The organism is Bradyrhizobium symbiodeficiens (genome assembly GCF_002266465.3).
GTDB lineage: Bacteria > Pseudomonadota > Alphaproteobacteria > Rhizobiales > Xanthobacteraceae > Bradyrhizobium > Bradyrhizobium symbiodeficiens.
On sequence record NZ_CP029427.2, the window covers coordinates 844,307 to 868,392 of the forward strand.

Here is a 24,086-nt window from a genome sequence, read left to right on the forward strand (position 1 = left end):
CGTCAGCGTCCCTCCCGCGACAGGCGCGGATTGAGCGCGTCATTGAGGCCTTCGCCGATCAGGTTCAGCCCGAGCACCGAGATCAGGATGGCGACGCCGGGAAACACCGTGATCCACCAGGCCTGGCGGATCACGGTGCGGCCGGCGCCGACCATGTAGCCCCAGGAAATCAGATTGGGATCGCCGAGGCCGAGGAACGACAGCGAGGATTCCAGCAGGATCGCGGTCGCCACCATCAGCGAGGCCAGCACGATCACCGGCGACAGCGCGTTGGGCAGGATCTCGCGCATGATGATCCAGGTGTTGCTCTGGCCGGTGACCACGGCGGCCTGGACATATTCGCGCGTCCGCAGCGACAGCACCTCGCCGCGCACGAGGCGGGCGACCGGCGGCCAGCTCACCAGCGCGATCGAGGTCACGATCGAATAGATCGAGGGCTGCAGGATCGCGACCAGCACGATCGCGAGCGCAAAGCTCGGGATGGTCTGGAAGAACTCGGTGAAGCGCATCAGGGCGTCGTCGACCCTGCCGCCGAAATACCCGGCCATGGCACCGATGGGAACGCCGACGATCAGCGCGACCAGCGTGGAGACGAGGCCAACCAGCAGCGACACGCGTGCGCCAAAAATCATGCCGGCGAACACGTCGCGGCCGAGCGCGTCGGTGCCGAGCGGCACGGTCGAGAGCGTGAACGGCGGCAGGAACGGCCGCTGCACCATACGCCAGGGCGAGTTCGGGAACAGCATCGGTCCGAACAATGCGACCGAGATCGCGAGCAGCAGGATGATGAGCCCGATGACGCCGCTCGGGCTACGCAGCATCGATTTCCAGAACTGTTTCATGAGGCGAATTCGATGCGCGGATCGACCAGGCGATAGACGAGGTCGGTGATGAGGTTGAAGATCAGGACCATGGCCGAGCAGATCACGAAGACGCCGAGCAGCAGATTGTAGTCGCGCTGCAACAGCGCGTCGTACATCAGCCGCCCGATGCCGGGCCAGGCGAACACGGTCTCGGTGATAACGGCGCCGCCGATCAGCGTTCCCGAATGCACGCCGGCCAGCGTCACGACGGGCAGCAGCGCGTTGCGCAGCACATGGCGGCGCTGGATCACGGCGTCGGATAGGCCCTTGGCGCGCGCTGTCTTGACGAAGTCGAGCCGCTTCACCTCCAGCATCGAGGCGCGCGTCATGCGGGTATAGGTCGCCATGAAGAACAGGCCGAGCGTCATCGCCGGCATGATCAGGTGTTTTGCGACGTCGACCGCGTGGGCAAGGCCGGTCAGATTGGCGCCGACTGTCTCGTAGCCGAAGCTCGGCAGCCAATCCATGGTGACCGAAAATAGCAGGATGCCCATCAACGCCACCCAGAAGAGGGGCATGGCGTAGAAGATCAGTGCAAAGATGGTGATGGCGGTGTCGAGAAAGGTTCCGGCGAAGCGCGCGGCGAAGGTGCCAAAGAGAACGCCCAGCATCAGCGAGATCGCGAATGCCGTCAGCGTCAACAGCAACGTCGCCGGGAGCCGCTCGCCGATCAGCTTTGCGACCGGCGCCTGCTGGCGGAAGGAGAAGCCCAGGTCGAGGGTGACGACACCCTTGACGTAGATGAAGAGCTGCTCGGGCAGCGGCTTGTCGAGACCGAACTTTTCCCGGAGCTGCTTGACGAAGACCTGGTCGCTGGCGCCGGCCTCGCCGGCCATGACGACCGCCGGGTCGCCCGGCGCAAGGCGGATCAGGAAGAAGTTGAGGACGACGATCGCGAGCAGGACGATCACGCCCTTCACGACACGTTGAGCGACGAAGGAGAGCATATTAGAGAGTCATACCGGTGGGGTGACCTGCGGCCGCGGAGGCGAGGGTGCTCTTAGAGCACCTCCCCCCGCGAGCGGGGAGAGGTGAAAGAGCAGGGCTCACTTGTCGAGCCATGCGTCCTTGAAGCCGTCATTGACCCCGATCCCCGTGGTGATCAGGTTCTTGACCTTGCAGCGCATGATGGTCGGGAATTGCAGCTCGAGCATCCAGGCCACCGGCACGTCCTCGACCAGGATCTTCTGCGCCTTCTCGTAGATCTCCTTGCGCTTGGAGTCCGGGGTCGCGACCGCGCCGTCGGCGAACAGCTTGTCGATCTCCGGGTTGGAGTAGCCTTCGACGTTGTTGAACACCTGGCCCTTGGCGATGTTGCTGGAGATGTAGTTACGGCCGACGCCGAGCGCGGGATCGCCGTACTGATAGAGATAGGTGAAGGCGATGTCGTAATCCCAGTCGCCGATCTTCTGGTTGCCGCCGGCGACGTCGGTCGCGATGGTCTCGATGTTGATGCCGACGTCCATGAGGTTCTGCTTCACCGCTTCACCCCAGCGCTGCCAGGTCTCGCCATAGGCGAGCGGCAGCAGGCGGATCTTCTCGCCCTTGTAGCCGGCTTCCTTCAGCAGCGCCTTGGCCTTGGCCGGATCGTAAGGGTATTTCTTCACGTCGTCGGTGTAGTACTTGATGGTCGAGGCCGAGGGGCCGGTCGCAACCTTGCCGAGCCCGTTCCAGATCACGTCCTTGGCGAAGTCGCGGTCGATCGCATACATGACCGCCTGCCGCACCCGCTTGTCGGCGAGCGGGCCCTGTCGGTTGTTCAGCCACAGCCAGGCCAGCGGCGAGAAGAACTCCCAGCCGGCGCCGGTGACGCAGGTGTCCTTCAGCTTGGTCAGCCGCGGCACGTCGAAATTCTCGACCGAGCCGCCGGGCAGCACGTCGACTTTGCCGGTCTCGTACGCCACCGAGCGCGCCGCGGCGTCGGGAATGATCTGCCAGTAGATCTCGTCGAGATAGGGCTTGCCCTTCTCGTAATAGTTCGGGTTCTTGACCAGCCGGATGAACGAGCCCTTCTGCCACTCCTTGAACATGAAGGGGCCGGTGCCGATGGGGGCGTTGTTGTAGGGATTGGTCTTCCAGTCGGTGCCTTCATAGAGATGCTTCGGCACCATCGGCATCGAGCCGACCTCGAAGATGCCGAGGAACGGGCCGAACGGCTGCTTCAGCGTGAACACCACCGTGTAATCGTCGGGCGCCTCGACCTTGTCGACCTGCGCCAGGTTGGTGCGGGCGCGGGCGTGGGTCTGCTTCAGCATCTCGATCGAGAACAAGACGTCCGCGGCGGTGAAGGGCTTGCCGTCATGCCAGGTGACGCCCTTCCGGAGCTTGAAGGTGTAGGTCTTGGCGTCCTCGCTGACGCTCCAGCTCTCGGCGAGCTCCGGCTGCGGCTCGAGCTTGGGGCTGTAGCGCAGCAGGCCCTCGAAGATGTTGCCCGACACCATTTGGGTCGGACCGTTCTGGACCATCGCAAGCATCAGGCCGGGCGGCTCGGGCTGGATCACCGCATTGATCACACCGCCCGTTTTCGGCTCCTGCGCCAGTGACGGGGCCGCAAGGCCGCAAGCCAGCAGAAGACCAAGCAACACTCGTTTTGGCATATCGTATCTTTCTCAAGCGTGACCAGCCGTTAGCGCTTCGCACGTCATGGCGCGCAAAGCTACGGCCGGCCCATCCCAGTCCCCATCCGGGAGCGAGGCTCACACAGTCCCGTTCGGCGCCGCAAGATGAAAGTCGCGACAGTGTTCGCACAAAAAATGTACAGCGCGTCCTGTTATCCCACATGCTCTCCGCCATGGCGGATCGGCCGCTCCCGCTGATCAGGCGACCTCAGTCATGTCGGGATTTGGTAGAGGTGATGCACAAGGCTGCGCCTGCGACCAAAAGCGTCAGGTCATCATTTCGCGCCGAGCGCCCGTTGCAGCTCGGCAAGCGCCTCCGCAAGCTGCTCGCGATGTGCGATGTCGTCCTTGGGGAGGCCAGCAACGCTGCCGGCGAGCTCACGCAGGATGCCGGCGAGCAGGCCGAAATTGAGGTGCAGGTGCACCGATTTGCGTTCGTCGGCAGCGCCCGGATGTTGCAGCACCAGCGCAACGCCGCTGCCGTCGAGCCGCGCCTCGAACCGCGACGAATGCTCGAAGGTGCCGACATAGAACTTGTCGGGGTATTCGAGCGCGATCTCTGCCTTGTCGGGAACCGGGCGGGACATCTGAACCTCGTTGATCTCAACCCATTCTGGTTGGGAATAAAGCGGATCGCCTTGCGATAAGTCAGAGGCGGCTTTCGGATTTGATCCGGATCAAAGCCGGGCCGCCGCTTTTGCGATCGAATGGCAACTGGCGACGCGGCACTGCGCGTCCCGCGCCCTTGAGCTGTGAGACGCGTGAGACCGTTGATGGACATCCAGGCCACGAATATCCCTGCGGTTGACGATAGCGGATCTGACGTCGCCGGCCTTGAGCTGCCGCCCGATGCGGGCGTGCAGCATTGTCTGAAATTGCTTGTTGACGCCGGCCTGCGCCCGACGCGCCAGCGCATGGCGCTCGGCCGATTGCTGTTCCTGCGCGGCCATCGTCATGTCACCGCCGAGAGCCTGTTCGAAGAAGCGATGGCGACGAGCGCCTATCTGTCGCTCGCGACCGTCTACAACACGCTGAACCAGTTCACGGAGGCTGGCCTGCTGCGCCGCATCGCAGCCGATGGCATCAAGTCGTTCTTCGACACTGACACGTCGGTGCATCCGCATTTCTATCTCGAAGGCGAGGATATGCTGGTCGACGTCGCCGAAGGCCTCGCCTTCACCAGGATTCCCGAGGCGCTTCCCGGCCACGAGATCGCACGGCTCGACGTCATCGTCCACCTGCGCCGCAAGCGGGCGCCGTAGGCCCGGCAAGGCGGTCGACCAGCGCGCTCCCTCAGGAAGCCTTCGAGATAGTGCTCGCGATCGCCGTCATTGGCCCACGGCAGTTGGGTCAGCTTCCCAAATCTTTCAACCAGGAGGCAATCATCTGATTGAGGTCGTCCGGCACTTCATGCTGAATGAAGTGGCCAACTCCAGGCATGATTTTGACCGTGAGATTTTCGGGATTTTCAATCCACGACTTTTCCAATTCAATAGTGCTCAGCAAAGCGTGGCTCTCCTCGAGTCCGTGCACGTGCAAGACCGGGCATTTGATCACGGCACCGTAGAGTTTCTTCATGGCCGGATCGAAAAGATTGAGCGCAAGCTGAGAAAACGCGTAGTTGGCTTTGTAATAACTCATCATGGACGAGATGGAAGATTTCGCGAAAGCCTGGATGTATCGACCCTTAACCTGTGGATCTACAACCCAGTATGCCAAATCTTGCGCAGTCAAATGGTCGCCTTTGCCTTGAGCGAAGAACCGTGTGGCGTAGGCGCTGGCCCTGGCCTGCGCGATAGGATGGTTCCAGGGCAGCAATTCCCTCGTGATGGCGGCAGGATGAGGAACGCTGAGGACGACAAGTCTTTCGATCAGATCCGGATTTTGCCCGGCGAACAGCCACGACAAAGCGGCGCCCCAGTCGTGCCCGATCAGGATGGCCTTGCGACCGTTTCCCTCTGCATTGATCACGGCACGGATGTCATCAAGGAGAACCGGAAACTTGTAGTTCTCGACGCCTTCTGGCTGATCGCTCAAATCGTACCCGCGCAGATCGAGAGCGACCACCTGATAATTTGCTGAAAAGGCCTGGATCTGATTTCGCCAGGAATACCAAAAGTCGGGAAATCCGTGCACGAACACCATAAGCGGTTTTTGACCGGATCCCATCGTGACGTAGTGGATCTTCGTTCCCGCATTTTCCGCATACTTGTGCAGAAGGTTCGGATCCCGATCGATATCAACGGCAGGTTCGCTCGAAGCGGCCGGGATCTTATTGTGCCAGATGGCATCGCTTGCAGTCTCTCCGGAGACAACGCGAGTGAACATCGCAGTGAACATGGCAGCTCCTAAAAGCATCATCGAGCAGGTTCTGAAGGCCATCTCAGTGATCCCGTTTGCCGGAACAGTCGCCGAAATCGAAGTTGCTCAAGCCCATTCGAGGTTCTCCTGCGCAGCAATCTTTGAGAGGGAGATATCCCTGTGTGCAACTTCTGGATGGTCATTTGATAACGGGGATATGGCGGGGCACAGTAACTATGGTGATCGCCATAGTATGGCGATCACCATAGCGGTGTCAAGCTGGGCGTGGTATGCTCACAAAATGCCTCGTAAAACTGACGCCCGTGATCGCGCGATTGCCACTGCCGAGCGACTGTTTCGCATCCAGGGCTACACTGCGACGGGACTGAACCAGATCATTGAAGAAAGCGGCTCGCCTAAAGGGTCGTTCTATTTTCATTTTCCGCGCGGCAAGGCACAGCTCGCAGAAGAGGCAATCGATCATTACGTTGCGACCAGGATTGCCGTATTGCGCGACATCTCGGCGAACACGACGGGTGATGCCCTGAGTTTTGTTCATCGGATTTTCGGCGCGTTCGCGGCCGAAATGGTCGCCTCTGATTTCCAGTACGGATGTCTCATGCAAAATCTGGCGAATGAGCTTCCTGCACTCGACGCCGATCTGACCAAACGGGTAGCGCGCGGATTTGTTGATTCAACCGAGATCGTTGCGGAGCACTTCAGGGGCTGCGGTTTCACGTCCGCGCGCGCATCGTCTACCGCAGCCGCCTTGGTCGCTGCCGTCGAAGGCGCACGAACGATTGCCCGCCTGGAACGCACAGCGGCCATATTCGAGGCCCTGGCGGATGTCAGCGTCCAGGGGTGGGCGGCCCCCGAGGGGAAACCCGCTTTCGAGCTCAGCTCCCGGCGGCGCAGACGATAGCTCCAACTCCGGACTTCCTTGCCGCTGCAATTGGCCGGCCGTCGTCACGCTATCTCGCGATGCGGGCGTGCAGCATGGTCTGCCTGTTGACGCCGGCCTGCGCCCGACGCGCCAGCGCCTGGCGAGACCCCCGCAAGGCGATCGCCTAGCGCAGCCCCGCGCGCCGGAAGCCTTCGAGATAGTGCTCGCGATCGCCGTCATCGGCCCACGGCAGTTGCGTCGCGATCCAGTGCAGCGAGATGTCGGGCTGGGTGCGGCGGAGCTCGCTCAGCGCCGTCTCCGCAAGCATTGCGTCGCCGGTCATGCCGGCGGAGACCGCGAGCACGCGGTAGGCGCCGGTGAGATCGCCGCGATGGCGGATCGCCTCGCGCGCGAGTGCGATGGCCTCGTCATAGCGGCGTTCGGTGAAGCGCGCATAGCCGGCGATGCCGTGATAGATCGCCAGCGACGGATCGCGCGGTGACAGCCGGATCGCCCGTTGCGCGGCCTCGAACGAATCCTTCGAACGTCCGGCATAGGATAGCGCCAGCGCGTAAAAGCCCTGCGCCAGCGAGAAGTTCTGATTGAGCGCGAGCGCCTGCTCGAACGCGGCCAGCGCGTTCGCAAGCCTGCGTGTCGAGAAGCAGACGCTGCCCAGCGCGACATGCGCCCAGGCATCCTCATGATCGCAGCGCACTGCAGCCAGCGCCGCGGCTTCCGCCGCCGGCGCCACCGCGGCGAGCTCGGTCCAGCCGAGATGCACGCCGAACATGTGGTTTGCCGCCAGCACCGACAGCGCCTGGCCGTAATTCGGATCGATCCCGATCGCGCGTTCGAGCAGCATCCGTGCGGTCTCGTGATCGCCCCGGGTCACCCGCCAGAAATGCGACAACGCCCGCATCAGCAGATCCCATGCGTCCAGGCTCGCAGGTCCCTTGCGGTGGGCGCGAAAACTCTCGGCTGCGTGAATCCGCGGTTCGATCGCAGCGGCAATCGCGTTGGTGATCTCGTCCTGGACGGCGAAGACGTCGACCAGCTCGCGGTCGTAGCGCTCGGCCCACAAATGGCTGCCCGAATTGGCATCGTTCAGCTGTGCGGTGATGCGCACCCGGCTGCCTGCCTTGCGCACGCTGCCTTCGACGACGTAGCGGACGCCGAGCTCCTCGGCGATCTGCCTGATGTTGACCGCGCGTCCCTTGTAGGTGAAGGACGAGTTGCGGGCGATCACCATGAACCAGCGCTGCTTCGACAGCGCGGTGAGGATGTCTTCGCTGATGCCGTCGCCGAAATAGTCCTGCGCGGGATCGCCGCTCATGTTCTCGAAGGCGAGCACCGCGATGGCCGGGCGGTCCGCCACGCGCGAGGGCGCGGGCCTGGCTTCGGCCGGCACGATCGATGCTGCCACTTCTTCCCGGACCTCGCCGACGAAGCGGAAGCCCTTGCGCGGAATGGTCTTGATCAGCCGCTGCGTTGCGCCGTCGTCACTGATCGCCTTGCGCGCGGCGTTGATCCGGCTGTTCAGCGCGGAATCCGAGACGATCCGGTCACTCCAGATCTCGCTGATCAGGTCATCCTTGCTGACCACACGCGCGCGTTGCGCGACGAGATAAAGCAGGAGATCGAACACCTGCGGCTGCAACGGCACGGCTGCCCCGCCGCAGGTGAGTTCCCGCAGGTCGCCGTCGAGCACGTTGTTTTCAAAGCGAAATCGCACGCTTCCGTCGTCTCAAGCAAAAATCAAAGTCGTCTCAGGCGAAAATCAACCGTCTGCCAAAGTCTGCGGATGTCCGATCCGGCATGCTGCGAAGACCAAACAGTGTCGATGTCTCGGCACAACGGAGCGTTTCATGACCCAACTTGATCACCAGATTCATTCCACCGGCCCGGAGGTTGCGGGCTCACGCATTTTCAAGCTCGTCGCCTTTCTTTACGGAATTACGGCCTATCTCGTATTCTTCGTCACCATTCTCTACGCCATCGGCTTCGTCATGGGGGTGATGGTGCCGAAGACCATCGACACCGGAACCGACACGCCGACGGTCGAGGCGATCATCGTCAATCTACTCCTGATGACGCTGTTCGCCGTTCAGCACAGCGTGATGGCGCGGAAGCGGTTCAAGGCGTGGTGGACGCAATTCGTCCCCAAGCCGGTCGAGCGCTCGACCTATGTGCTGTTGGCGAGCCTGTCATTGCTGCTCCTGTTCTGGCAGTGGCGCCCGTTGCCTGCGGTCATATGGAACGTCGAGAATCCGGATCTCGCCGTGACTCTGGTCACGCTGTCCTTCGCGGGCTGGGTCCTGGTGTTCGCCAGCACCTACATGATCAATCATTTCGAATTGTTCGGATTGCATCAGGTGACCAACCATCTGGTCGGCAAGGAGATGACGCCGCCGCGCTTCAAGACGCCGCTGCTCTACAATTTCGTGCGCCATCCGATTTATCTCGGTTTCATCGTTGCGTTCTGGGCGGCGCCGACCATGACCGCGGGCCATCTGCTGTTCGCGGTCGTCACCACGCTCTACATCTTCGTCGGCATCGCGCTGGAGGAGCACGACCTCGTCGCTCTCTTCGGCGACGAGTACCGGCAGTACAAACAACGGGTCTCGATGCTTATTCCCTGGCGCCGGTCACTCTAGCCTTTGCACTCCATCGCGCGCGTCCGCCGAACGGAGGACGCGCGGCCGCTTGAAGTCGGCTACCCGAGCATCTCACACGCCCGTCCCCCCAACGTCCCCCGGGGTGATGTCCCCCTTCACCCCGACACCTCTCCCCGCATCCCATCGGTCCCGACATATTGTGGACGAGGAGCGGGGAGAGGATTTTTCACCCTTCATCAAACGGAGACGACCCAATGAAACATGTCGGAAGCTGCTTCTGTGGCGCGGTCACGATCGAGGTCACGGGCGCGCCGGAGGCGATGGGCTATTGCCATTGCCGCTCCTGCCGCTCCTGGTCGGGCGGCCCGGTCAACGCCTTCAGCCTGTGGAAGCCTGAGGCGGTGCGCGTCACCGAAGGCGCGCAGAATGTCGAGACGTTTGCAAAGACGCCGCTCAGCCAGCGCAAATATTGCAAGCAGTGCGGCGGCCACCTCATGACCAACCATCCGCCGCTCGGCCTGGTCGACGTCTTCACCGCCACCATCCCGACGCTCGCCTTCGCGCCCGGCGTTCACGTCAACTATGCCGAGACGGTGCTGCCGATGCGCGACGGCCTGCCCAAGCTGAAGGATTTCCCGGCCGAGTTCGGCGGCAGCGGCGAGATGATGCAGGAGTAGCGGCAAGGCCGTCGCCTGCGCCATCCTTCGAGCCGTCCGCCGTTGGCGGACCCTCAGGATGAGGACCGCGTGTGGTGCGTCAGTTGTAGCGAGCACCAATGCTGCTTAGCCTCATCCTGAGGAGGCGCGTCAGCGCCGTCTCGAAGAACGAGGCGTGCGCTCAAATCTCTCGAGAGGGCGGCTCAGCGCCGCCCTCTCTGCCTTCCTAAGGAAGAGGACGGCGGATCAGCCGCCGCGCGACTCGACGACCTTGCGGCAGCTGTCTGAGAGCTTCGACTTGTTCTCGCGCAGGCAGGCGTTCATCTGCGGCGGCTTGCCGATATGTTCGGCGCAGAATTTGCTGGCATCGCCGCGGCAGGCCATTTGCTCCTGGACCGATGGACCGGATTGCGCGGCAGCGGGCAGGGCGGCTGCAGCGAGCAGCAGCGCGGCAAGAACGGAAATCTTCATGAAGCACCTCTTGTGAATCCTCGTTGGTCCCGACCGGGATCAATCGGGCCGGACCATCCCGCAAAGCCTGCGCGCCGGTCCATGCCATGTTCATGGCACCGGCAAGCCCTCACGGCCGCGGGCCCCCCATCTTCATGGCATGTATCCGCACGCCGTCTTTTGTCATTCAGGCTGCACCTCGGCTGCGAGACCCGGTGATTGCATCGGGACGCCGAACGGGAAGCAGGAGAGCTAGGATGTCGAAGAGAGCTGGAGCGCTGAGTGCAAGGCTGACGGTCATGGCGCTGACGGTCATGGCGCTGGCGGGCGTGGCGATGGTGTCGCTGGGTACGAGCCCGGCGCAGGCGGTGGTCTATTGCAAGACCGTCGGCGTACCCAAGGGCTGCGTGGTGCGGCCGACGGCGGCGGTGGTGGTCGCGCCCGGAGCGCCGGTCGCAAGGGCCGCGGTCGCAACGCCCGGCGTCGGCGCGCCCGGTGTCGGCGTGCGCGCGGGAACACCGATGAATCGCGGCGGCCCGGTCAATCGCGTCGGCGTGCGCTGATATTTCCATTCGATTGAGTTGATTGCATCGCTTCGGGCCCAGGGCGCCCTGCGGACGAACCCCCCGTCCTCCGCCGGCATATCACCCGGCCCGTTCCCTCTCTCCGCGCGTCCCACGCGTTCGGAGAGGGGGCTTTTCAGCCCGCCGCCGCGTCGCTGTCGGGAAAACGTTGCGGCAATTGCAACCGCACGCGCGTCCCGGAGGCATCGGACCTCAGATCGAGCACCGCGCCGCAGCGCGCGGCGCGATTTCTCATGTTGCGCAGGCCGCGCGCGGTCTGGCCGGTGCGTCCGGCTTCGCCGTGGCCGGCCGGTGCAAAGCCGCGGCCGTCGTCGGTCACGCTGATCAGGCCGCACGGCCCCTCGCTCGCGTCGAACGTTTCGATGGTGACCGCGATGTGGCGGGCCTGCGCGTGCTTGACCGCGTTGGTCACGGCCTCGTCGAGGATGCGCACGATCTGGATGACGTGCCACGGCCGCAGTTCGGGGTGCAGCGGCAGGCCCTGCACGGTCGCCACCCGCCAGTCGAGCGTGATGTCGTGCGGCCGCAATTGCGCGCTGGCGCGCTCGCGCCAGGAGCCCAGCGCCAGCATCAGGTCGCCGCCGATGTCGTCCATGGAATCGATGACGAGACGCAGATCCTTCAGCGCGGCACGGGCCGCGTCGGTGATGGTCGCGCCCTCATGGCCGCGCTCGGAGAGCGCGACGATGCTGACGAGTTGGCCGCCGAGACCATCATGCAGGTCGCGCATCAGGCGCGTGCGCTCATTGGCGAGCGCGGCGGCGCGCGCGCGCTCCTCCTCGCGGACGAAGCTCGCCTTCAGCCGCTCCTCGGCCTCCCGCACGCGCGTCACCAGCTGGCCGGCAAAGCTGTCGACCTGGTTCAGCGCGCGGGCGAAGCGCCAGGTCAGTCCCGCGCCGATCGCGACCAGCATCGCCGAATAGGACAGGCGCGAAACGAAGATGCGATCGTTGTTCACGAGCTCGAGCACCGTCAGCATATCCTGGATCCAGCAGACCAGCACGATGGTGACGGCGCAGCCGATCGTGAAGCTTGCGGCGTCCTGCCGCCGCACGACCGCGATCGTGGTCACCCAGGCCATCAGCAGCAGGCAAAGCCCGACCGTGGGGATGCCGAGCACCAGGAAGAGGATGCGCGGCAGCGGCGGTCCTCCGATCAGCCCAACCACGAACACGACGATTCCCGGCACGAACAGCAGCGCGCCGGAGCGCGGCCAGCGCCAGCCGAAGAACAGCACGCCGAACATGACGACCAACGCGCTTTCGGTCGGCGCGGACGCCAGCAGCACTGCGGCAAGTCGCGACGCGGCGGCCGGCGGCACCGGCGGCGGGACGTACGCCTGCACCACGCCGATCACCATCGCAGCCGCCAACACGCCGTAGACCGGCTCGCGGCGCCGCATCAGCCACATGATCGCGAGGATGACGGCCAGGATCGACTGCCAGGCCGAGAACACCACCGGCAGGGTGACGAACAGCAGCGTGCGCGTCTCGTAGGCCGGACGCAGGGCGGCGTCCGGACCGACATACACCGTGTCGAGAAAACCCTTCAACGGTCCCCACACGAACAGCCGCACCGTGATCTCGTTGGCGCCTTCGCGCAGCAGCGAAGAGGGAATGGCTGCGATCTGCGGCGTGTTGCGATCGGGCCGGTTGGCATTGGCATCGCGCCGGGAGTCGAGCACGACGACGCCGTCGATCGCGACCTCGACCGCGTTGCTGAAGCGCGGCAGATAGACCGACCAGCCCGAGGCCGCGTCGCCGCGCCGGAATGTGAAGGTCCCGGTGTAGAGCGGCGGGTCGTCCAGGGAATTGCGCGAAGTCGTGAAATGCGGCAGCGTCACGGGGTGCGTCACGCCGTCCTGGCGCATCGAAAATCCGCTCAGCGCAAATTCGTCGGGGTCGCTCGGCTGCAGCAGCCGCAGCCCGAGAAGGGTGGCGATCACGATCAGGGCCTGCAGCAGCAGATAGGGCACGAGACGCGAGGCGATCAGCCGGCGCCGCGGGCGCGTGGGTGCCTTCGAGATTGCCCTTTCAGGTGCCTTTGTCGTTTCCTTGGCCGCGATCTCGCTCACAGCTTGATCAGGCCCTGCTGTACCGCCTCGAACACAGCTTCGCTGCGCGTGTGCACCTCGAGCTTGCGATAGATGTTCTTGATGTGGCCGGGCACGGTCTGTTTGGACAGGCCGAGATGGCTGGCGATCTCGGCATAGCTGAAGCCTTTTGCGATGCCCCAGAGGATGTCGATCTCGCGCGGCGTCAGCCTGGCCGTATTGAGCGCGGGGCCGGGCGGTGGCTCCGCCGAGCTCTGCGCGGCACCCTGTGTTCTGCGCACGATGAAGCGCGCGATCGAGGCCGAGATCGGCGAATGGCCGGCGACCAGGTCGCGCACGGTGGTGGCGATGTCGGTGGGGAAGGCGTCCTTGAGCAGATAGCCGGTGGCGCCGACCGTGATCGCGGAGATCACGCTCTCCTCGTCCCCGAGGGCCGAGATCACCATGATCTCGGTGTCGGGGAAGCGCTGTCTCGTCTCGCGGATCAGCTCGATGCCGTGGCCGTCGGGCAGCCGCAGATCGGTCAGCAGCACGCGCGGCGCGCCGGCGGCCAGCGCCGAACGGGCTTCGCCGAGCGTGCCGGCGCTGCGCACCTCGTAGCCGGCCTTGACCAGCGCGTCCTGCAGCCGCCAGCAGGTCGGCGCGTCGTCCTCGACGAGGAGGATGGTGATGATTTCACCCGTCTCGCCCTGTTCAGTCATGATCATGGTCCCGCGACCCGCGTGTCCCCCGCGGCGCAAGGGCAAGTTTATCCGCCGGGCGCAGGCAGCGACACCCATAATCATGGGGGCGGGGTGTCCAAGTCGCGGCGCGGAGAACGCCGACGCGGGATCCCCGCCGGGTCTCAGTTGCGCGCCAGCGGTGATGCCGGCATGTCCGGCGGCATCGGCGCGGCCGGCAGGCGCTGGACCTTGATCTTCGCAGTGCCGCTATTGTTTCGGTAGAAGAGATCGCGCGGTCCCTGGATCGCATCGAGCCAGGACGGGACCCACGATTCCGGAAGCAGACGCGGGAAGATCTGGACGGCGTCATTGACGTAGAAGAACAGCTCGCCGGAGTCGGGCGCGACGAATTCGGCGACGAGGCGGCCGGTCAACAGCTGCCTGGTCCAGACCTGGCCTGCCTCGGCGAGCATGGCCGGCGGAATCGGTTCGAATTTGCCGAGTCCGTCGAGCCGGTCCTTGAACTCGGCCGTGTCGTCGAGCCGCACGGGGTACCTGTTGCGGGTTCGGCTGATGTCGTCCTCGGCGGGCAAAGTGGGCTTCATGCGGCGGGGGAATTCGTCGGCCGGCATCACATTGACTGCGGTCAGCGGCAGGTCGTTGATGCCCTTGCTGCCGATGCGCACCACCGGCTGGAACCAGTCCGCGGCGAACAGACGACGCTCCGGCAGCGCCACGTAATGATGCGGCTCGTAGGTCGCAAATCCGTTCGCGCCGCTCATGATGGTGCGGTCGAACCATGGCTCCTTTATCTCGAGAAAGACGCGGTATTTGCGGCCCTTCTCGACGGCGAGCCCGCTCCACCAGCAGAAGTCCCTGGTGTCGAATGACGCGCGCGCCTCGAGCGGCTCGTCCGTCACCGGCGTGCCGGTCTGGAACGAGGGCGAGCCCTTGACCGCAGGCGGCGAGCAGACCGATCCGAGAGCAAGACGTCCGGTGAACAGGCTGCTCGACACGATCAGGGCGGCCGAGCCGAAGATCGCGATCAGGAAGACCGCCGGCACCAATCCCTTGGTGATGACGCGCTGCGCCGGGCCGGCATTCAGGCGCATCCAGTGTCCGAACCGCATTAACGGCCCCGGCTGGTCGACGTGCTCCCTGCTCGCCCTGCGGCGCGGCGTGTTCCAGGCGAGACGCGCCCGCTCCTGGATGTCGTCACGCAACGTTCCGTTCTTGTGCCAGATCCACCAGGTGACGATCACCACGATCGAGGTCAGGAAGGGATAGTAGGTCGCGATGTTGAGCCAGGGGGCCGCATAGGACGGCAGCACGTCTCGCAGCAGATTGGTCAGCGGCGCCACCACAGCGCCCATCACCCAGTCGATATTAGTGATGAAAGACAGCGCACCTGTGCCCTCGAGGGCGCGGTCTTCGGACCACTGCACCAGCGCGTGCGCGATCCACGGCCAGGCGGCGATCACGCCGACCATGAACAGAAGCGAGAAATAGGCGACGCGCCGCCACCACACGGTGTCGCGCGTCAGGCTCGACATGGTGGCGTCGGGCGTGCTCATCCCGGTGAAGGCCCTGGCCTCCTCGGCACGACGCGGTCCCGTCGCCTTTTGCAGATAGGCGGCCTTCATGACCTCGCGCACATGCTGCTCGTCGAGATCCTTGTCGTCTCCCTCCGACCGCAGCGGCAATTTCGTTCCGTCCGGCAGCAGCACCAGGCAGTTCGCCGGAAGCATGATGGGCGCGTAATCGTCACAGCCGAACAGCATGCGCTCGATGACCGCGAAGTGCACGACCGGCAGCCCGCCATTCACGTCGCCGCCGACGATCGGACGCGGTCCGTAGCGGTACAGCACCGCTGCGCCGCCGCGGGAATCGTGCCGCGGTCCGAGCGCCGATTGATAGTCGCTGAAATGCTCGATCTCGCCGTCCTTGAAGCGCAGCCGGCCGCCGAGCTGCTCGACCATCCAGACCAGCGGGACGAAAGACAACGTGGATTCCGGATAGCCGCCGCCGATGTCTGAATGAACGCCCGTGAACCACACTTCCTTGACGATCTGTCCCTGCGCCAGATGGCTCTGGTCGATCCGCAGCGGATGGAAGGTGGTGCGTTCGTCGTCGAGCGCGAGCGCGTGACAGGCGTGCCTGACCTTGTGCGACAGCCGGTGATTGCGGAACGAGATCGGCCAGATCGCCCAGTCGACGGCGAGACGTAGCTCTTCGATCGGAACGCCGAACGCCTCGACGGTGTCGAACAGGCCGAGGAATGCGATCTCGACCTCGCTGCGCCCGTTCATTTTGCTCCGCACCTCGGCGTAGGTACGGTGCCGACAAAGCCAGTGATAGACGAACAGCAGGAAGTCGCGGATCCAGCGCGTCACCCAGATCGTCGGCAGGCTCCTGGTCCAGGGCACGGTGTCGCGCCGGTACGCGCGCCAGGCGGCTTTGACGTTGCGCCCCATCTCGGCATGCGACACCGGCGTGTCGTCGATCTCCGCCGGCACCAGGCCCTGGCTCGAGATCAGCGCGGCCAGCGTGCGCGCGGTGAAGGCGCCGCGGCTGAAGCCGAAGATGTAGATGTCGTCGCCGGGACGCCAGTTCCAGCACAGGAAGCGATAGAGCTTGCGGACGTTGCCGGGAACGCCGACGCCGGTGGCACCGTCGAGCGCGGCAAGCGGTGCCCAGCCGGCGGTGCCGACCCCCTTGATATAATGCGCGATCTGATCCGGCTGGGTATGGTCGAGCGCCTCATAGAGACGCCAGACGCTGGATTCCTTCGTGGTGAACGCATTGCCGGTGCCGTCGGCGAACAGCACCAGCTTGCGTCTTGGCAGGGCCGCGCCTCCGTCATCCCCGGCGCTGGACGTGCGTTCCGGCCTGGGAGAATCGGCCTTGGGAGAGTCGGCGTTCCGCTCGTCATGATGCGTCATGGGTCTCACCGGCAATGCAACCGGAAAGTGTCAGGCCTGAACCGGGCTGCACTCCCCGGAATCCATCAATCGCTGCGTCATGAAATGCAGGTGAAGCCTGCACACGATCCCGTTGAGGTAGCAAGCCAGCCGCTTCACCATGACGAGATAGTGATGGGTATCGCTGACGCCGACCATGTCTATGACACGTCGACCCGCGGCGGCGGATAGCGCCGGGCCAGCATCGACAGCGACAGACGCCGCTCGTCCTGCGGCAGCTCCAGATAGGCCAGCACCAGCGGCCGCTTCCAGTCACCGACGCCGAAATCCATCGCCATCCATTTCTGCGGCTCGGGGCCTTCGAGACCCCGGACCCAGACGAAGTAGCGGGGAAAGTCGTCGGCGTCAGTCGTGCGTGTCCTGGCCATCAAGCTGTCCGCTGCGTTAGATGGGTTGCTGGAGGATATAGGGATTGGTGCGACGAAGTCGAACGGCTCGCACCGGTTCGGAGCAGGACAGTCGGGTGGCATTCTGGGCGGCCTCCGCGCGCGTCTCGAAGGATGGCCGCCGGGAAATCGCTCTCAAGTATGATTTATGATTGCCCTACCCTCGGGGAGATAATTCGTCTTGACCGAAATTCGGAAATGTCGTATGTGTCGCTCATCCCGGCCCATGGATAAGGGGCGTTTCGCGATCGTCACGATGCGCGGGCCGGGTGGCGGTGGACGTGGAGTGCATCGGCGCGCCAGCAATCGCAGGGCGGGTTTGGCCCGTGAGCGGTCGAGCAGCGCGCACACGACCGGTGCGGTCCGCGTACGGCAAAAGCGTGTCGTCCTGACGCCCGGGGTCTGTGCGTCAAGGTTTGCGGTGATGTGGCTGCCCGACCGGGCGTGCGCATCAGCCATCCGCAAGGCGACGGGGGCAATAGTGAATCGCTCCCCGGGGAGAGCGCGCCATAAGCCGTCAAACCACTGCGCAGGGAAAGGCCGGGATGTCCCAGGCTGCCCTGTATGCCGCTGTGCATTTTGTTTTCGCGCAATTTGCGCACAGCGGACCGCGGGTGCCAGCCGGCGCCCGGCCTTCCCTGCGCCCTTTCCAAGGAAGGGGCGTCGAGAGAAGCACAAGACTCGGGCGTCATGCGTCGCGAGGCCGTAGCGGCGCGTCTCGTTATCGAGAAATTGAAGTGGGCGGGCTGGTCTTGTCGATCACCGCCACAACTCGCAGGTCGCCACGCGGTTGATGTCGGCGAGGCGGCGCGCGGCGTTTCCGTGCAGATCGAGGCTTTCGACCAGCGTCAGCAGGCGCCGATAGGCGATTTCGGCGATGTCGACCGGCAGCGGCGCCTCGTCAAAGGCCTCGATGTAGCTGCCGACGATACCGCTGAGCAGGCGGCACAGGCCGCGCTGGGCGGGATCGCTCCGGCCGAGCGTCTCAAGCATGTGCTGAAAGGTCTGGAAGGTCCGCAAGCCGTGGTGCTGTTGCGAAAGCCACGCGTGCAAATCGTTCATATGAGCTCCTTCGAGTAACGGAAGAAGCTACCGGTTTATACAGTCGGGATATGACGATTGGAAGGGGAGGGGGAAATGTTGAGGCAGTCCGTCTTCGCCAAGAGGCTTCGCCGGACACGCTTCACCCTTCGGGGTTACGCGTGGCTGCCTCGACATGCTCGTCTTCCGGTCCAGCTTGGCCGCGCCACGCGTAGCCCGAAGGGCGAAGCGTGGTGCCCCTGGCCGGAATCGAACCAGCACTCCTTGCGGAACTCGATTTTGAGTCGAGCGCGTCTACCAGTTCCGCCACAGGGGCCCTCGGTCGGCTCTATGAGGCGAGCGTCGCGAAGTCGGCGGACTATAGCCATGGACAAAGCGGGGTCAACCCGCGCCAAAGTGATGTCGGCCGTTCTCGACAGCCGCATGGACCGGGGCTAGAGGCTTAAGAGAGCAACCGACCGGAAAGAGGCTGCCGTGACGACCCAGAGTGCCGCAATACCTGCCTTCAAGCCGGCGGCCGCGAACCCCGCGTTGACCGCCTCGCTGCTCGTCACGCTGATTGCGGCTGCGACCATCGCGGGAGCCTGGTTCTTCCAACTCGTGCTGGAGATCCTGCCCTGTCCGCTCTGCCTGGAGCAGCGCTACGCCTATTACCTCGCGATTCCGCTCGGTGTGCTGACGGCGTTTGCCGCGCGGAGCGGCGCGCCGCGGCCGCTTCTGCTGGCGGGGCTCGCGATCCTCGCGCTGGCGACGCTCGCCAATGCCGGTCTCGGCACCTATCATTCGGGCGTCGAATGGGGACTCTGGCAGGGGCCGACCGATTGCACCGGTCCGGTCGTCAACCTCGGCAATGCCGGCGATCTCTTCTCGAAGCTCGACACCGTGAAGGTGGTGCGTTGCGACGAGGTGCAGTGGCGCTTCCTCGGCCTCTCGCTCGCCGGATATAATGTGCTGATCTCGCTGCTGATGGCCGCGATCGCCGCGTGGGGATTTGCACGGACGGCGAGAGGCTAGGCTAGCTGCCGTAGGGTGGGCAAAGGCGCGCTCTTCGCGCGCCGTGCCCACGATTCATCGCTATTCATGGCCGTTCGTCTTGATAAGGCCGAAAGAGAACGAGGGCACGGCGCAAGCGCGCCTTTGCCCACCCTACAAGAGCGAAGCCCGTTACGCCCGCTGCGTTCCCTCAATCATCCACGTCGTCCTGCGTGCGTCCGAACAGATGCACGATGCCCGGCGTTGCGATCGTCACGAACACGAAGCGCGAGAGGTGATGGGCGCCGACGAAGATCGGGTCGATGTGCAAGGTCAGTGCCAGAGCCAGCATGGCGTCCATCGCGCCCGGCGCGAAGGCGACGACGGTGTCGGAGAACTTGACCTGGGTGGTCAGCGCCACGATGCCGACGAAGATGGCAGAGACGGCGATCGCGACCGTGAACGAGCCCAGCGCCGCGTTGATGTGGCCGGCCAGCGTCTTGATCCGCATCCGCGCGAAACGGCTGCCGATCAGCGCGCCGATGCCGACCAGCGCCACGCCGCGCACCCAGTTCGGCAGGCCGCCCTCGACCCAGCCGGCGCCATGCAGCACGCTGGAGGCGATCATGGCGCCGAACATCCAGCTCGCCGGAAATTTGATCAGGCGCAGGACCAGCGCCATGGCCAGCGAGGCCGCGACCAGCTCAACGAGATCGAGCGGCGAGGCGATCGTCGTCGTCAGCGACGGCGCGGCAGAGGGGGCGACACCTGCAAACGCGAGCACCATCGGCAGCGCCGCGGTGAGGATGATGACGCGCATGGTCTGCACCACCGCGATGCCCGGCAGGTCGGCGCCGCGCTCGACCGCCAGAATCGTGATCTGCGACAGCGCGCCGGGGCTGCCGGCGAGGAAGGCCGAGGTGCGGTCCCAGCCATGGATGCGCTGGAGGTAATAGCTCGAGCCGAAGGTCGAGCAGAAGGTCGCGAGCGCGAGCAGCCCGATGGTGAGGGGGTAGGCGCCGACCTGCTGAAGCAGATGGCGCGAGACCACCGAGCCCAGCGAAATGCCGAGCAGCACCAGCACGGTCTGGGTCAGGAGCGGCGGCAGCGCGAGCTGGCGCCCGGCGATCGCGGCGATCCCGACCGCGATCATCGAGCCGGAGATCAGTCCGCCGGGAAGGCCGGCGAGCAGAAACGCAAGGCCGCCGGCGGTGCCGATGACGAGCGTCTCCGCCGTGCTCAGGATCCTGGCACGGCTCGGCCATTCGAACGACAGGGAGGCGGCGATTTGCTTCACGCCGCCTTATCGCAAATCGGCGAGAGGCGCACAATTGCAGGCTCGTCATGCCGCAATGCGCGCGCCTCTGTCTGATGCAGGTGGAGAATCGCGACGGACTTACTTCTTGTCGGCGGCAGGGGCGGCGGGCGCCGCACTGCCAGCCCTCGCTTCCTTCTTGCATTCCCGGCGGAATTTCTTGCGCTCCTTGCCCTTCAATCCCTTGGCGTCCGCCTGCTTGGAGCATTCAAGCGATTCCGCCGAGCGCTCCTTCGGCGCCTTCCTTTCGGCAATGGCGGCTGCATCGGGCTTGGTGGCCGGCGCGGCGGTCTGCGCGAAGGCAGTGCCGCTGACGAGCAGAGAGGCGAGAGCGACGGCGGCGAGGCGGGACGTGAAGGTCATGTGTTGCACTCTGCTTGGGAGAATTGGGAGGGATAAGACCGTCGGCCCGCGTTGCTGAACGCGACATGAATGATGGGAATGACGGGATCACTATATTTTGCCGGGGCGACGCATCGCATCCTTGTCGCGGGCGGCCGGCACGCTAGGATAGTAATGTTCGTTTCACTTCCCTCGGGGAAGACCAAGGAGGAGATCAGGGATGACCATTCAATCAAAATGGCTCTGCGCTATGGCGTTGTCGGGATTTGCGGCGTTGGCGGTGTCGGCGCCGGCGCAGGCGCTGACGTCGCAGGAGTGCAGCGCCAAATACCAGGCCGCCAAGAAGGACGGTTCGCTCGGCACCACGAAGTGGAATGACTTCCGCAAGGCCCAGTGCGGTGCGGATGCAACGCCGGCTGCCGCCGCACCGGCTGCTCCTGCACCGACCGCGGCTGCGCCCGCCGCTCCCGCCGAGCCGAAGCAGGCCAAGAAGGAGGCGGCCCCCGCCGCCGCGCCGACCCTGCCGGCCGGACCCGCGATCTATCCGAACGCGATCGATCCGAAATATGCCAAGGAGACCCCGGGCAAGGGCCGCCTGCACACCTGCGTCGACCAGTACAACGCCAACAAGACCACCAACGGCAACGGCGGCTTGAAGTGGATCCAGAAGGGCGGCGGCTTTTACAGCGAATGCAACAAGAAGCTGAAGGGCGCCGCCTGAGCTTCGAATTGACGCCAAGGCCGGAGCAGCGCTCCGGCCTTGTTGCCTAGCCCAGCAGCTTTTCGGCCGACCTTGCCACCAGCTGCGCTCGCTTGCGCGGGCCGCGCTCGACGAACAACAGGCTCTGGCCGAAGATGAAGCAGTAGAACAGGAAGGCCTGTGCGTCGGCCTCTTCGGCCGCGAGCCCGGTCGCGCGATAGAGCTCGGCCACATGCTTGAGCCGCGCTGCGTCCACGCTCGCCACGGCTGCCGCGGCATTCTCGTCGGAGCGGGCCCATTGCCGGATCGCGAGCTCGATCGCCATCGCTTCCGGATTGAGCCGCTCGGAATAGAGCTGGATCACCGCCTTCAGCCGTTCGCGCGGCTCTTGGCCGTCGAGGCGCGTCTGCTGCGCGATCGACTCAGCCCGCCCCTCGCGCCAATGCTGCAGCATGGCATCGAGCAGCGCGGCGCGGTCGGCGAAGCGACGGTAGAAGCCGCCCTTGGTGACGCCGAGATTCTTGGCGAGCACCTCGACCCGGACACCCTCGACCCCGGCGCGGGCGAGCTCGATAAAGCCCGCCTCGACCCAGACATCGCCCTTGCCGTCGCTCATGAAAGAGGCCTCTCCGATTCTTGATACGGTGCCGTATTGCTAACGCGAGGAGGCCCTGATACGCTATCGTATCAAGAGCCGAAAGGCGCGATCGCGTTCGATGCTGCCCCGCATTGCCGCTTCGCACGAGCCGCGCACGTCCCATGCACAGCGCCGATTGACAAGCCTGCCGACGCATCCCTTGATGTGCTGGTCATGCTTGCGAGTCTCGGCCTCATCCTGCTGTGCCAATTGATCGGCGAAGCCGTCGTGCGCGGCATCGGTCTACCCTTGCCGGGGCCGGTGCTCGGCCTGCTGTTGCTCCTGATCCTGCTGCTCGCCCGCGATCGCTTCGCTGTGCTTGCACACGGGCCGCTGCGCAACGACGGCGTGGAAAACGCCAGCAAGGGCCTGCTGGCGCATCTGTCGCTGTTGTTCGTGCCGGCCGGCGTCGGTGTCGTGCAGAAGCTCGACCTGCTCGCCTCTCACGGCATCGCCATCGTCCTGGTGCTCGCGCTCTCCGTGGTCGTCACGCTGCTGGCGACGGTGCTGACCTTTCGCCTCGTCAGCCGCCTGTTGAAGCAGCAGGACGCGCGATGAGCGACAATCCGTTTTCGCTCTGGGTCTATCTCTCGCAGTCGCCGCTGCTGTGGCTGACCGTGACGCTGCTGGTCTATGCGACCACGGATGCGGTGTCGCTGGCGACGCGGCGCCATCCGCTCGCCAATCCCGTGCTGCACGCGATGTGGATCATCGGCGCGTTCCTGCTCGCGACCGGCACGTCCTATACGAGCTATTTCGCCGGCGCGCAGTTCGTCCACTTCCTGCTGGGGCCTGCCACCGTCGCGCTCGCGGTACCGCTCTATGAGAACCGCTGGCGCGTCGTGTCATCCATCGTGCCGATGCTGGTGGCGTTGCTCGCGGGATCGATCACGGCGGTGGTGTCGGTGGTGCTGCTGGCCGAGTTCGCCGGCCTGCCGCGCGACGTGGTGCTGTCGCTGGCGCCGAAATCGGTCACCGCCGGCGTCGCCATGGGCATCGCCGAATCCCTGCACGCCGATCCCTCGCTGGCGGCGGTTGCGGTGATCCTCACCGGCATCATGGGCGCCATCATCGTGACGCCGCTGATGAACCGCACTGGCGTCACCGATTACCGCGCGCGCGGATTTGCGGCTGGCTTGGCCGCGCATGGCATCGGCACCGCGCGTGCGTTCCAGGTCGACGAGATTGCCGGCGTCTTCTCCGGCATCGCCATGAGCCTGAACGCCTTGGTGACCTCGTTCCTGGTCCCCCTGGCGGTCACGCTGCTGGTGCGATGACATCACTGCCGCGACACTCTATATGACGAGTAACAATTCCCGGTCCCGAACCGTATTCGGGGAGATGGGACCGAAACGGGACGAGATATGGCTGGATTTGGGACTAAGGGCCTTGGGCCGACGCGGCGCGCGGCGCTGACGCTGATCGGGGCAGGCGCCTTCGCGCTGACGGGCGGCGCCTCAGTGCGCGCGGCGACCGACGAGAACGAGGTGCTGACCGAAGCCAAGGTGCTGCGTGACCCCGACACGCCCGTCGCCGGCAATCCCAACGGCAACGTCACCATCGTCGAATGGTCCGACTACAATTGCCCCTATTGCCGCAAGCTCGAGCCCGAGCTGCGCCAGGTCATCCAGGACGACGGCAAGGTGCGGCTGGTGATGAAGGATTGGCCGATCCTCGGTCCGGTCTCGGTCACCGCGGCGCGGACCGCGCTCGCGGCGAAATTCCAGGACAAGTACCATCAGGCCCATGACGCCATGATGGGCGTCAGCTCGCGCCTGACCGAGCCGCGCATCAACGAGCTGCTCGCGGCCGCCGGCGTCGACATGGACCGCCTGAAGCGCGATCTCGCCGGCCGCGGCAGCGACATCGACGCCCTGCTCAAGCGCAACAACGAGCAGGCCGAAGCCTTCGGCTTCCGCGGCACCCCGGCCTTCATCGTCGGCAAGTATCGCGTTCCGGGCGCGCTCAGCATGGCCGAGTTCGAGCAGGTCATCGCCGATGCCCGCAAGGCCAAGATGAACTGATAC

Annotated in this window: 25 protein-coding genes and 1 tRNA gene; 10 read left to right on the top strand and 16 right to left on the bottom strand. The window is 64.8% G+C overall.

All coding sequences use genetic code 11. The features are described 5' to 3' along the window. Window positions 1-2: 2 nt before the first annotated feature. The 4 genes from CIT39_RS03890 to CIT39_RS03905 all read right to left on the bottom strand — a co-directional run bounded on the left by CIT39_RS03890 (window position 3) and on the right by CIT39_RS03905 (window position 4,068). Window positions 3-842 carry an ABC transporter permease gene (locus CIT39_RS03890; protein WP_094973312.1) on the bottom strand — a complete coding sequence of 280 codons (840 nt, stop codon included), beginning with the start codon at window positions 840-842 and terminating at the stop codon, window positions 3-5. Continuing rightward, window positions 839-1,810, bottom strand: a complete 972-nt coding sequence (locus CIT39_RS03895; RefSeq protein WP_094973311.1) for an ABC transporter permease — start codon at window positions 1,808-1,810, stop codon at window positions 839-841. Before CIT39_RS03895 ends, CIT39_RS03890 begins: the two co-directional genes overlap by 4 nt. A gap of 99 nt (window positions 1,811-1,909) precedes the next feature. Beyond that, window positions 1,910-3,460, bottom strand: coding sequence for an ABC transporter substrate-binding protein (locus CIT39_RS03900; protein WP_094973310.1), 1,551 nt, complete (start codon window positions 3,458-3,460; stop codon window positions 1,910-1,912). 296 nt (window positions 3,461-3,756) lie between these two features. Next, complete coding sequence (locus CIT39_RS03905; RefSeq protein WP_094973309.1) at window positions 3,757-4,068, bottom strand: hypothetical protein; 312 nt, start codon at window positions 4,066-4,068, stop codon at window positions 3,757-3,759. Between the two features lie 186 nt (window positions 4,069-4,254). Between CIT39_RS03905 and irr the strand changes: the two genes are divergently transcribed. After that, window positions 4,255-4,743 (top strand): Fur family transcriptional regulator Irr, encoded by a 489-nt coding sequence (gene irr / locus CIT39_RS03910; protein ID WP_094973308.1) that lies wholly within the window; start codon window positions 4,255-4,257, stop codon window positions 4,741-4,743. An 88-nt stretch (window positions 4,744-4,831) separates the two neighbouring features. On the opposite strand, the gene CIT39_RS03915 is transcribed toward irr, so the two are convergent. Then, window positions 4,832-5,821: an alpha/beta fold hydrolase gene (locus CIT39_RS03915; RefSeq protein ID WP_094973517.1), complete on the bottom strand. Its 990-nt coding sequence runs from the start codon at window positions 5,819-5,821 to the stop codon at window positions 4,832-4,834. On the opposite strand from CIT39_RS03915, the gene CIT39_RS03920 reads away from it, so the two are divergent. Continuing rightward, window positions 5,802-6,704: a TetR/AcrR family transcriptional regulator gene (locus tag CIT39_RS03920; protein ID WP_479686305.1), complete on the top strand. Its 903-nt coding sequence runs from the start codon at window positions 5,802-5,804 to the stop codon at window positions 6,702-6,704. The genes CIT39_RS03915 and CIT39_RS03920 overlap by 20 nt on opposite strands. Window positions 6,705-6,849: 145 nt before the next feature. Here the strand turns inward: CIT39_RS03920 and CIT39_RS03925 are convergent, their stop codons facing one another. Further along, window positions 6,850-8,397, bottom strand: a complete 1,548-nt coding sequence (locus CIT39_RS03925; RefSeq protein ID WP_094973307.1) for a winged helix-turn-helix domain-containing tetratricopeptide repeat protein — start codon at window positions 8,395-8,397, stop codon at window positions 6,850-6,852. A gap of 133 nt (window positions 8,398-8,530) precedes the next feature. Between CIT39_RS03925 and mddA the strand changes: the two genes are divergently transcribed. Beyond that, window positions 8,531-9,319, top strand: a complete 789-nt coding sequence (gene mddA, locus CIT39_RS03930) for a methanethiol S-methyltransferase (RefSeq protein WP_162308333.1) — start codon at window positions 8,531-8,533, stop codon at window positions 9,317-9,319. Window positions 9,320-9,534: 215 nt separating this feature from the next. Continuing rightward, a complete protein-coding gene (locus tag CIT39_RS03935; RefSeq protein ID WP_094973306.1) occupies window positions 9,535-9,957 on the top strand; it encodes a GFA family protein in 423 nt (140 codons plus the stop codon). Window positions 9,958-10,182: 225 nt separating this feature from the next. On the opposite strand, the gene CIT39_RS03940 is transcribed toward CIT39_RS03935, so the two are convergent. Beyond that, complete coding sequence (locus CIT39_RS03940) at window positions 10,183-10,407, bottom strand: hypothetical protein (RefSeq protein WP_036020653.1); 225 nt, start codon at window positions 10,405-10,407, stop codon at window positions 10,183-10,185. Between the two features lie 236 nt (window positions 10,408-10,643). Between CIT39_RS03940 and CIT39_RS03945 the strand changes: the two genes are divergently transcribed. Then, window positions 10,644-10,949, top strand: a complete 306-nt coding sequence (locus CIT39_RS03945) for a hypothetical protein (protein WP_094973305.1) — start codon at window positions 10,644-10,646, stop codon at window positions 10,947-10,949. 136 nt (window positions 10,950-11,085) lie between these two features. Here CIT39_RS03945 and CIT39_RS03950 read toward each other — a convergent pair whose 3' ends face one another. The 6 genes from CIT39_RS03950 to CIT39_RS03975 all read right to left on the bottom strand — a co-directional run bounded on the left by CIT39_RS03950 (window position 11,086) and on the right by CIT39_RS03975 (window position 18,409). Then, window positions 11,086-13,044, bottom strand: a complete 1,959-nt coding sequence (locus CIT39_RS03950; RefSeq protein WP_244607513.1) for an ATP-binding protein — start codon at window positions 13,042-13,044, stop codon at window positions 11,086-11,088. Continuing rightward, window positions 13,041-13,724, bottom strand: coding sequence for a response regulator (locus CIT39_RS03955; RefSeq protein WP_162308334.1), 684 nt, complete (start codon window positions 13,722-13,724; stop codon window positions 13,041-13,043). The genes CIT39_RS03950 and CIT39_RS03955 overlap by 4 nt, the downstream gene beginning before the upstream one ends. Before the next feature lie 143 nt (window positions 13,725-13,867). Then, a complete protein-coding gene (locus tag CIT39_RS03960) occupies window positions 13,868-16,627 on the bottom strand; it encodes a DUF2235 domain-containing protein (protein ID WP_094973303.1) in 2,760 nt (919 codons plus the stop codon). Window positions 16,628-16,806: 179 nt separating this feature from the next. After that, window positions 16,807-17,034, bottom strand: a complete 228-nt coding sequence (locus CIT39_RS03965; RefSeq protein WP_094973302.1) for a hypothetical protein — start codon at window positions 17,032-17,034, stop codon at window positions 16,807-16,809. A gap of 777 nt (window positions 17,035-17,811) precedes the next feature. Then, on the bottom strand, window positions 17,812-18,114 hold the full coding sequence (locus tag CIT39_RS03970) for a hypothetical protein (RefSeq protein WP_094973301.1): 303 nt from the start codon (window positions 18,112-18,114) through the stop codon (window positions 17,812-17,814). 210 nt (window positions 18,115-18,324) lie between these two features. Next, window positions 18,325-18,409, bottom strand: a tRNA-Leu gene (locus tag CIT39_RS03975). A gap of 158 nt (window positions 18,410-18,567) precedes the next feature. On the opposite strand from CIT39_RS03975, the gene CIT39_RS03980 reads away from it, so the two are divergent. Further along, window positions 18,568-19,107 (top strand): disulfide bond formation protein B, encoded by a 540-nt coding sequence (locus CIT39_RS03980; RefSeq protein WP_094973300.1) that lies wholly within the window; start codon window positions 18,568-18,570, stop codon window positions 19,105-19,107. Window positions 19,108-19,276: 169 nt separating this feature from the next. On the opposite strand, the gene CIT39_RS03985 is transcribed toward CIT39_RS03980, so the two are convergent. Both CIT39_RS03985 and CIT39_RS03990 read right to left on the bottom strand, forming a co-directional pair. Then, window positions 19,277-20,362 (bottom strand): AbrB family transcriptional regulator, encoded by a 1,086-nt coding sequence (locus CIT39_RS03985; protein ID WP_094973299.1) that lies wholly within the window; start codon window positions 20,360-20,362, stop codon window positions 19,277-19,279. Between the two features lie 99 nt (window positions 20,363-20,461). Beyond that, the gene (locus tag CIT39_RS03990) at window positions 20,462-20,743 is read right to left on the bottom strand and encodes a PsiF family protein (protein ID WP_094973298.1); all 282 of its coding nucleotides are present in this window, start codon (window positions 20,741-20,743) and stop codon (window positions 20,462-20,464) included. A 199-nt stretch (window positions 20,744-20,942) separates the two neighbouring features. Between CIT39_RS03990 and CIT39_RS03995 the strand changes: the two genes are divergently transcribed. Next, window positions 20,943-21,443 (top strand): hypothetical protein, encoded by a 501-nt coding sequence (locus CIT39_RS03995; protein WP_094973297.1) that lies wholly within the window; start codon window positions 20,943-20,945, stop codon window positions 21,441-21,443. A gap of 46 nt (window positions 21,444-21,489) precedes the next feature. Here the strand turns inward: CIT39_RS03995 and CIT39_RS04000 are convergent, their stop codons facing one another. After that, window positions 21,490-22,038, bottom strand: coding sequence for a TetR/AcrR family transcriptional regulator (locus tag CIT39_RS04000; RefSeq protein ID WP_094973296.1), 549 nt, complete (start codon window positions 22,036-22,038; stop codon window positions 21,490-21,492). A gap of 195 nt (window positions 22,039-22,233) precedes the next feature. On the opposite strand from CIT39_RS04000, the gene CIT39_RS04005 reads away from it, so the two are divergent. The 3 genes from CIT39_RS04005 to CIT39_RS04015 all read left to right on the top strand — a co-directional run bounded on the left by CIT39_RS04005 (window position 22,234) and on the right by CIT39_RS04015 (window position 24,083). Continuing rightward, a complete protein-coding gene (locus CIT39_RS04005) occupies window positions 22,234-22,617 on the top strand; it encodes a CidA/LrgA family protein (protein ID WP_094973513.1) in 384 nt (127 codons plus the stop codon). After that, window positions 22,614-23,336: an LrgB family protein gene (locus CIT39_RS04010; RefSeq protein WP_094973295.1), complete on the top strand. Its 723-nt coding sequence runs from the start codon at window positions 22,614-22,616 to the stop codon at window positions 23,334-23,336. The genes CIT39_RS04005 and CIT39_RS04010 overlap by 4 nt, the downstream gene beginning before the upstream one ends. 87 nt (window positions 23,337-23,423) lie before the next feature. Continuing rightward, window positions 23,424-24,083 carry a DsbA family protein gene (locus tag CIT39_RS04015; RefSeq protein WP_094973294.1) on the top strand — a complete coding sequence of 220 codons (660 nt, stop codon included), beginning with the start codon at window positions 23,424-23,426 and terminating at the stop codon, window positions 24,081-24,083. Window positions 24,084-24,086: the final 3 nt, after the last annotated feature.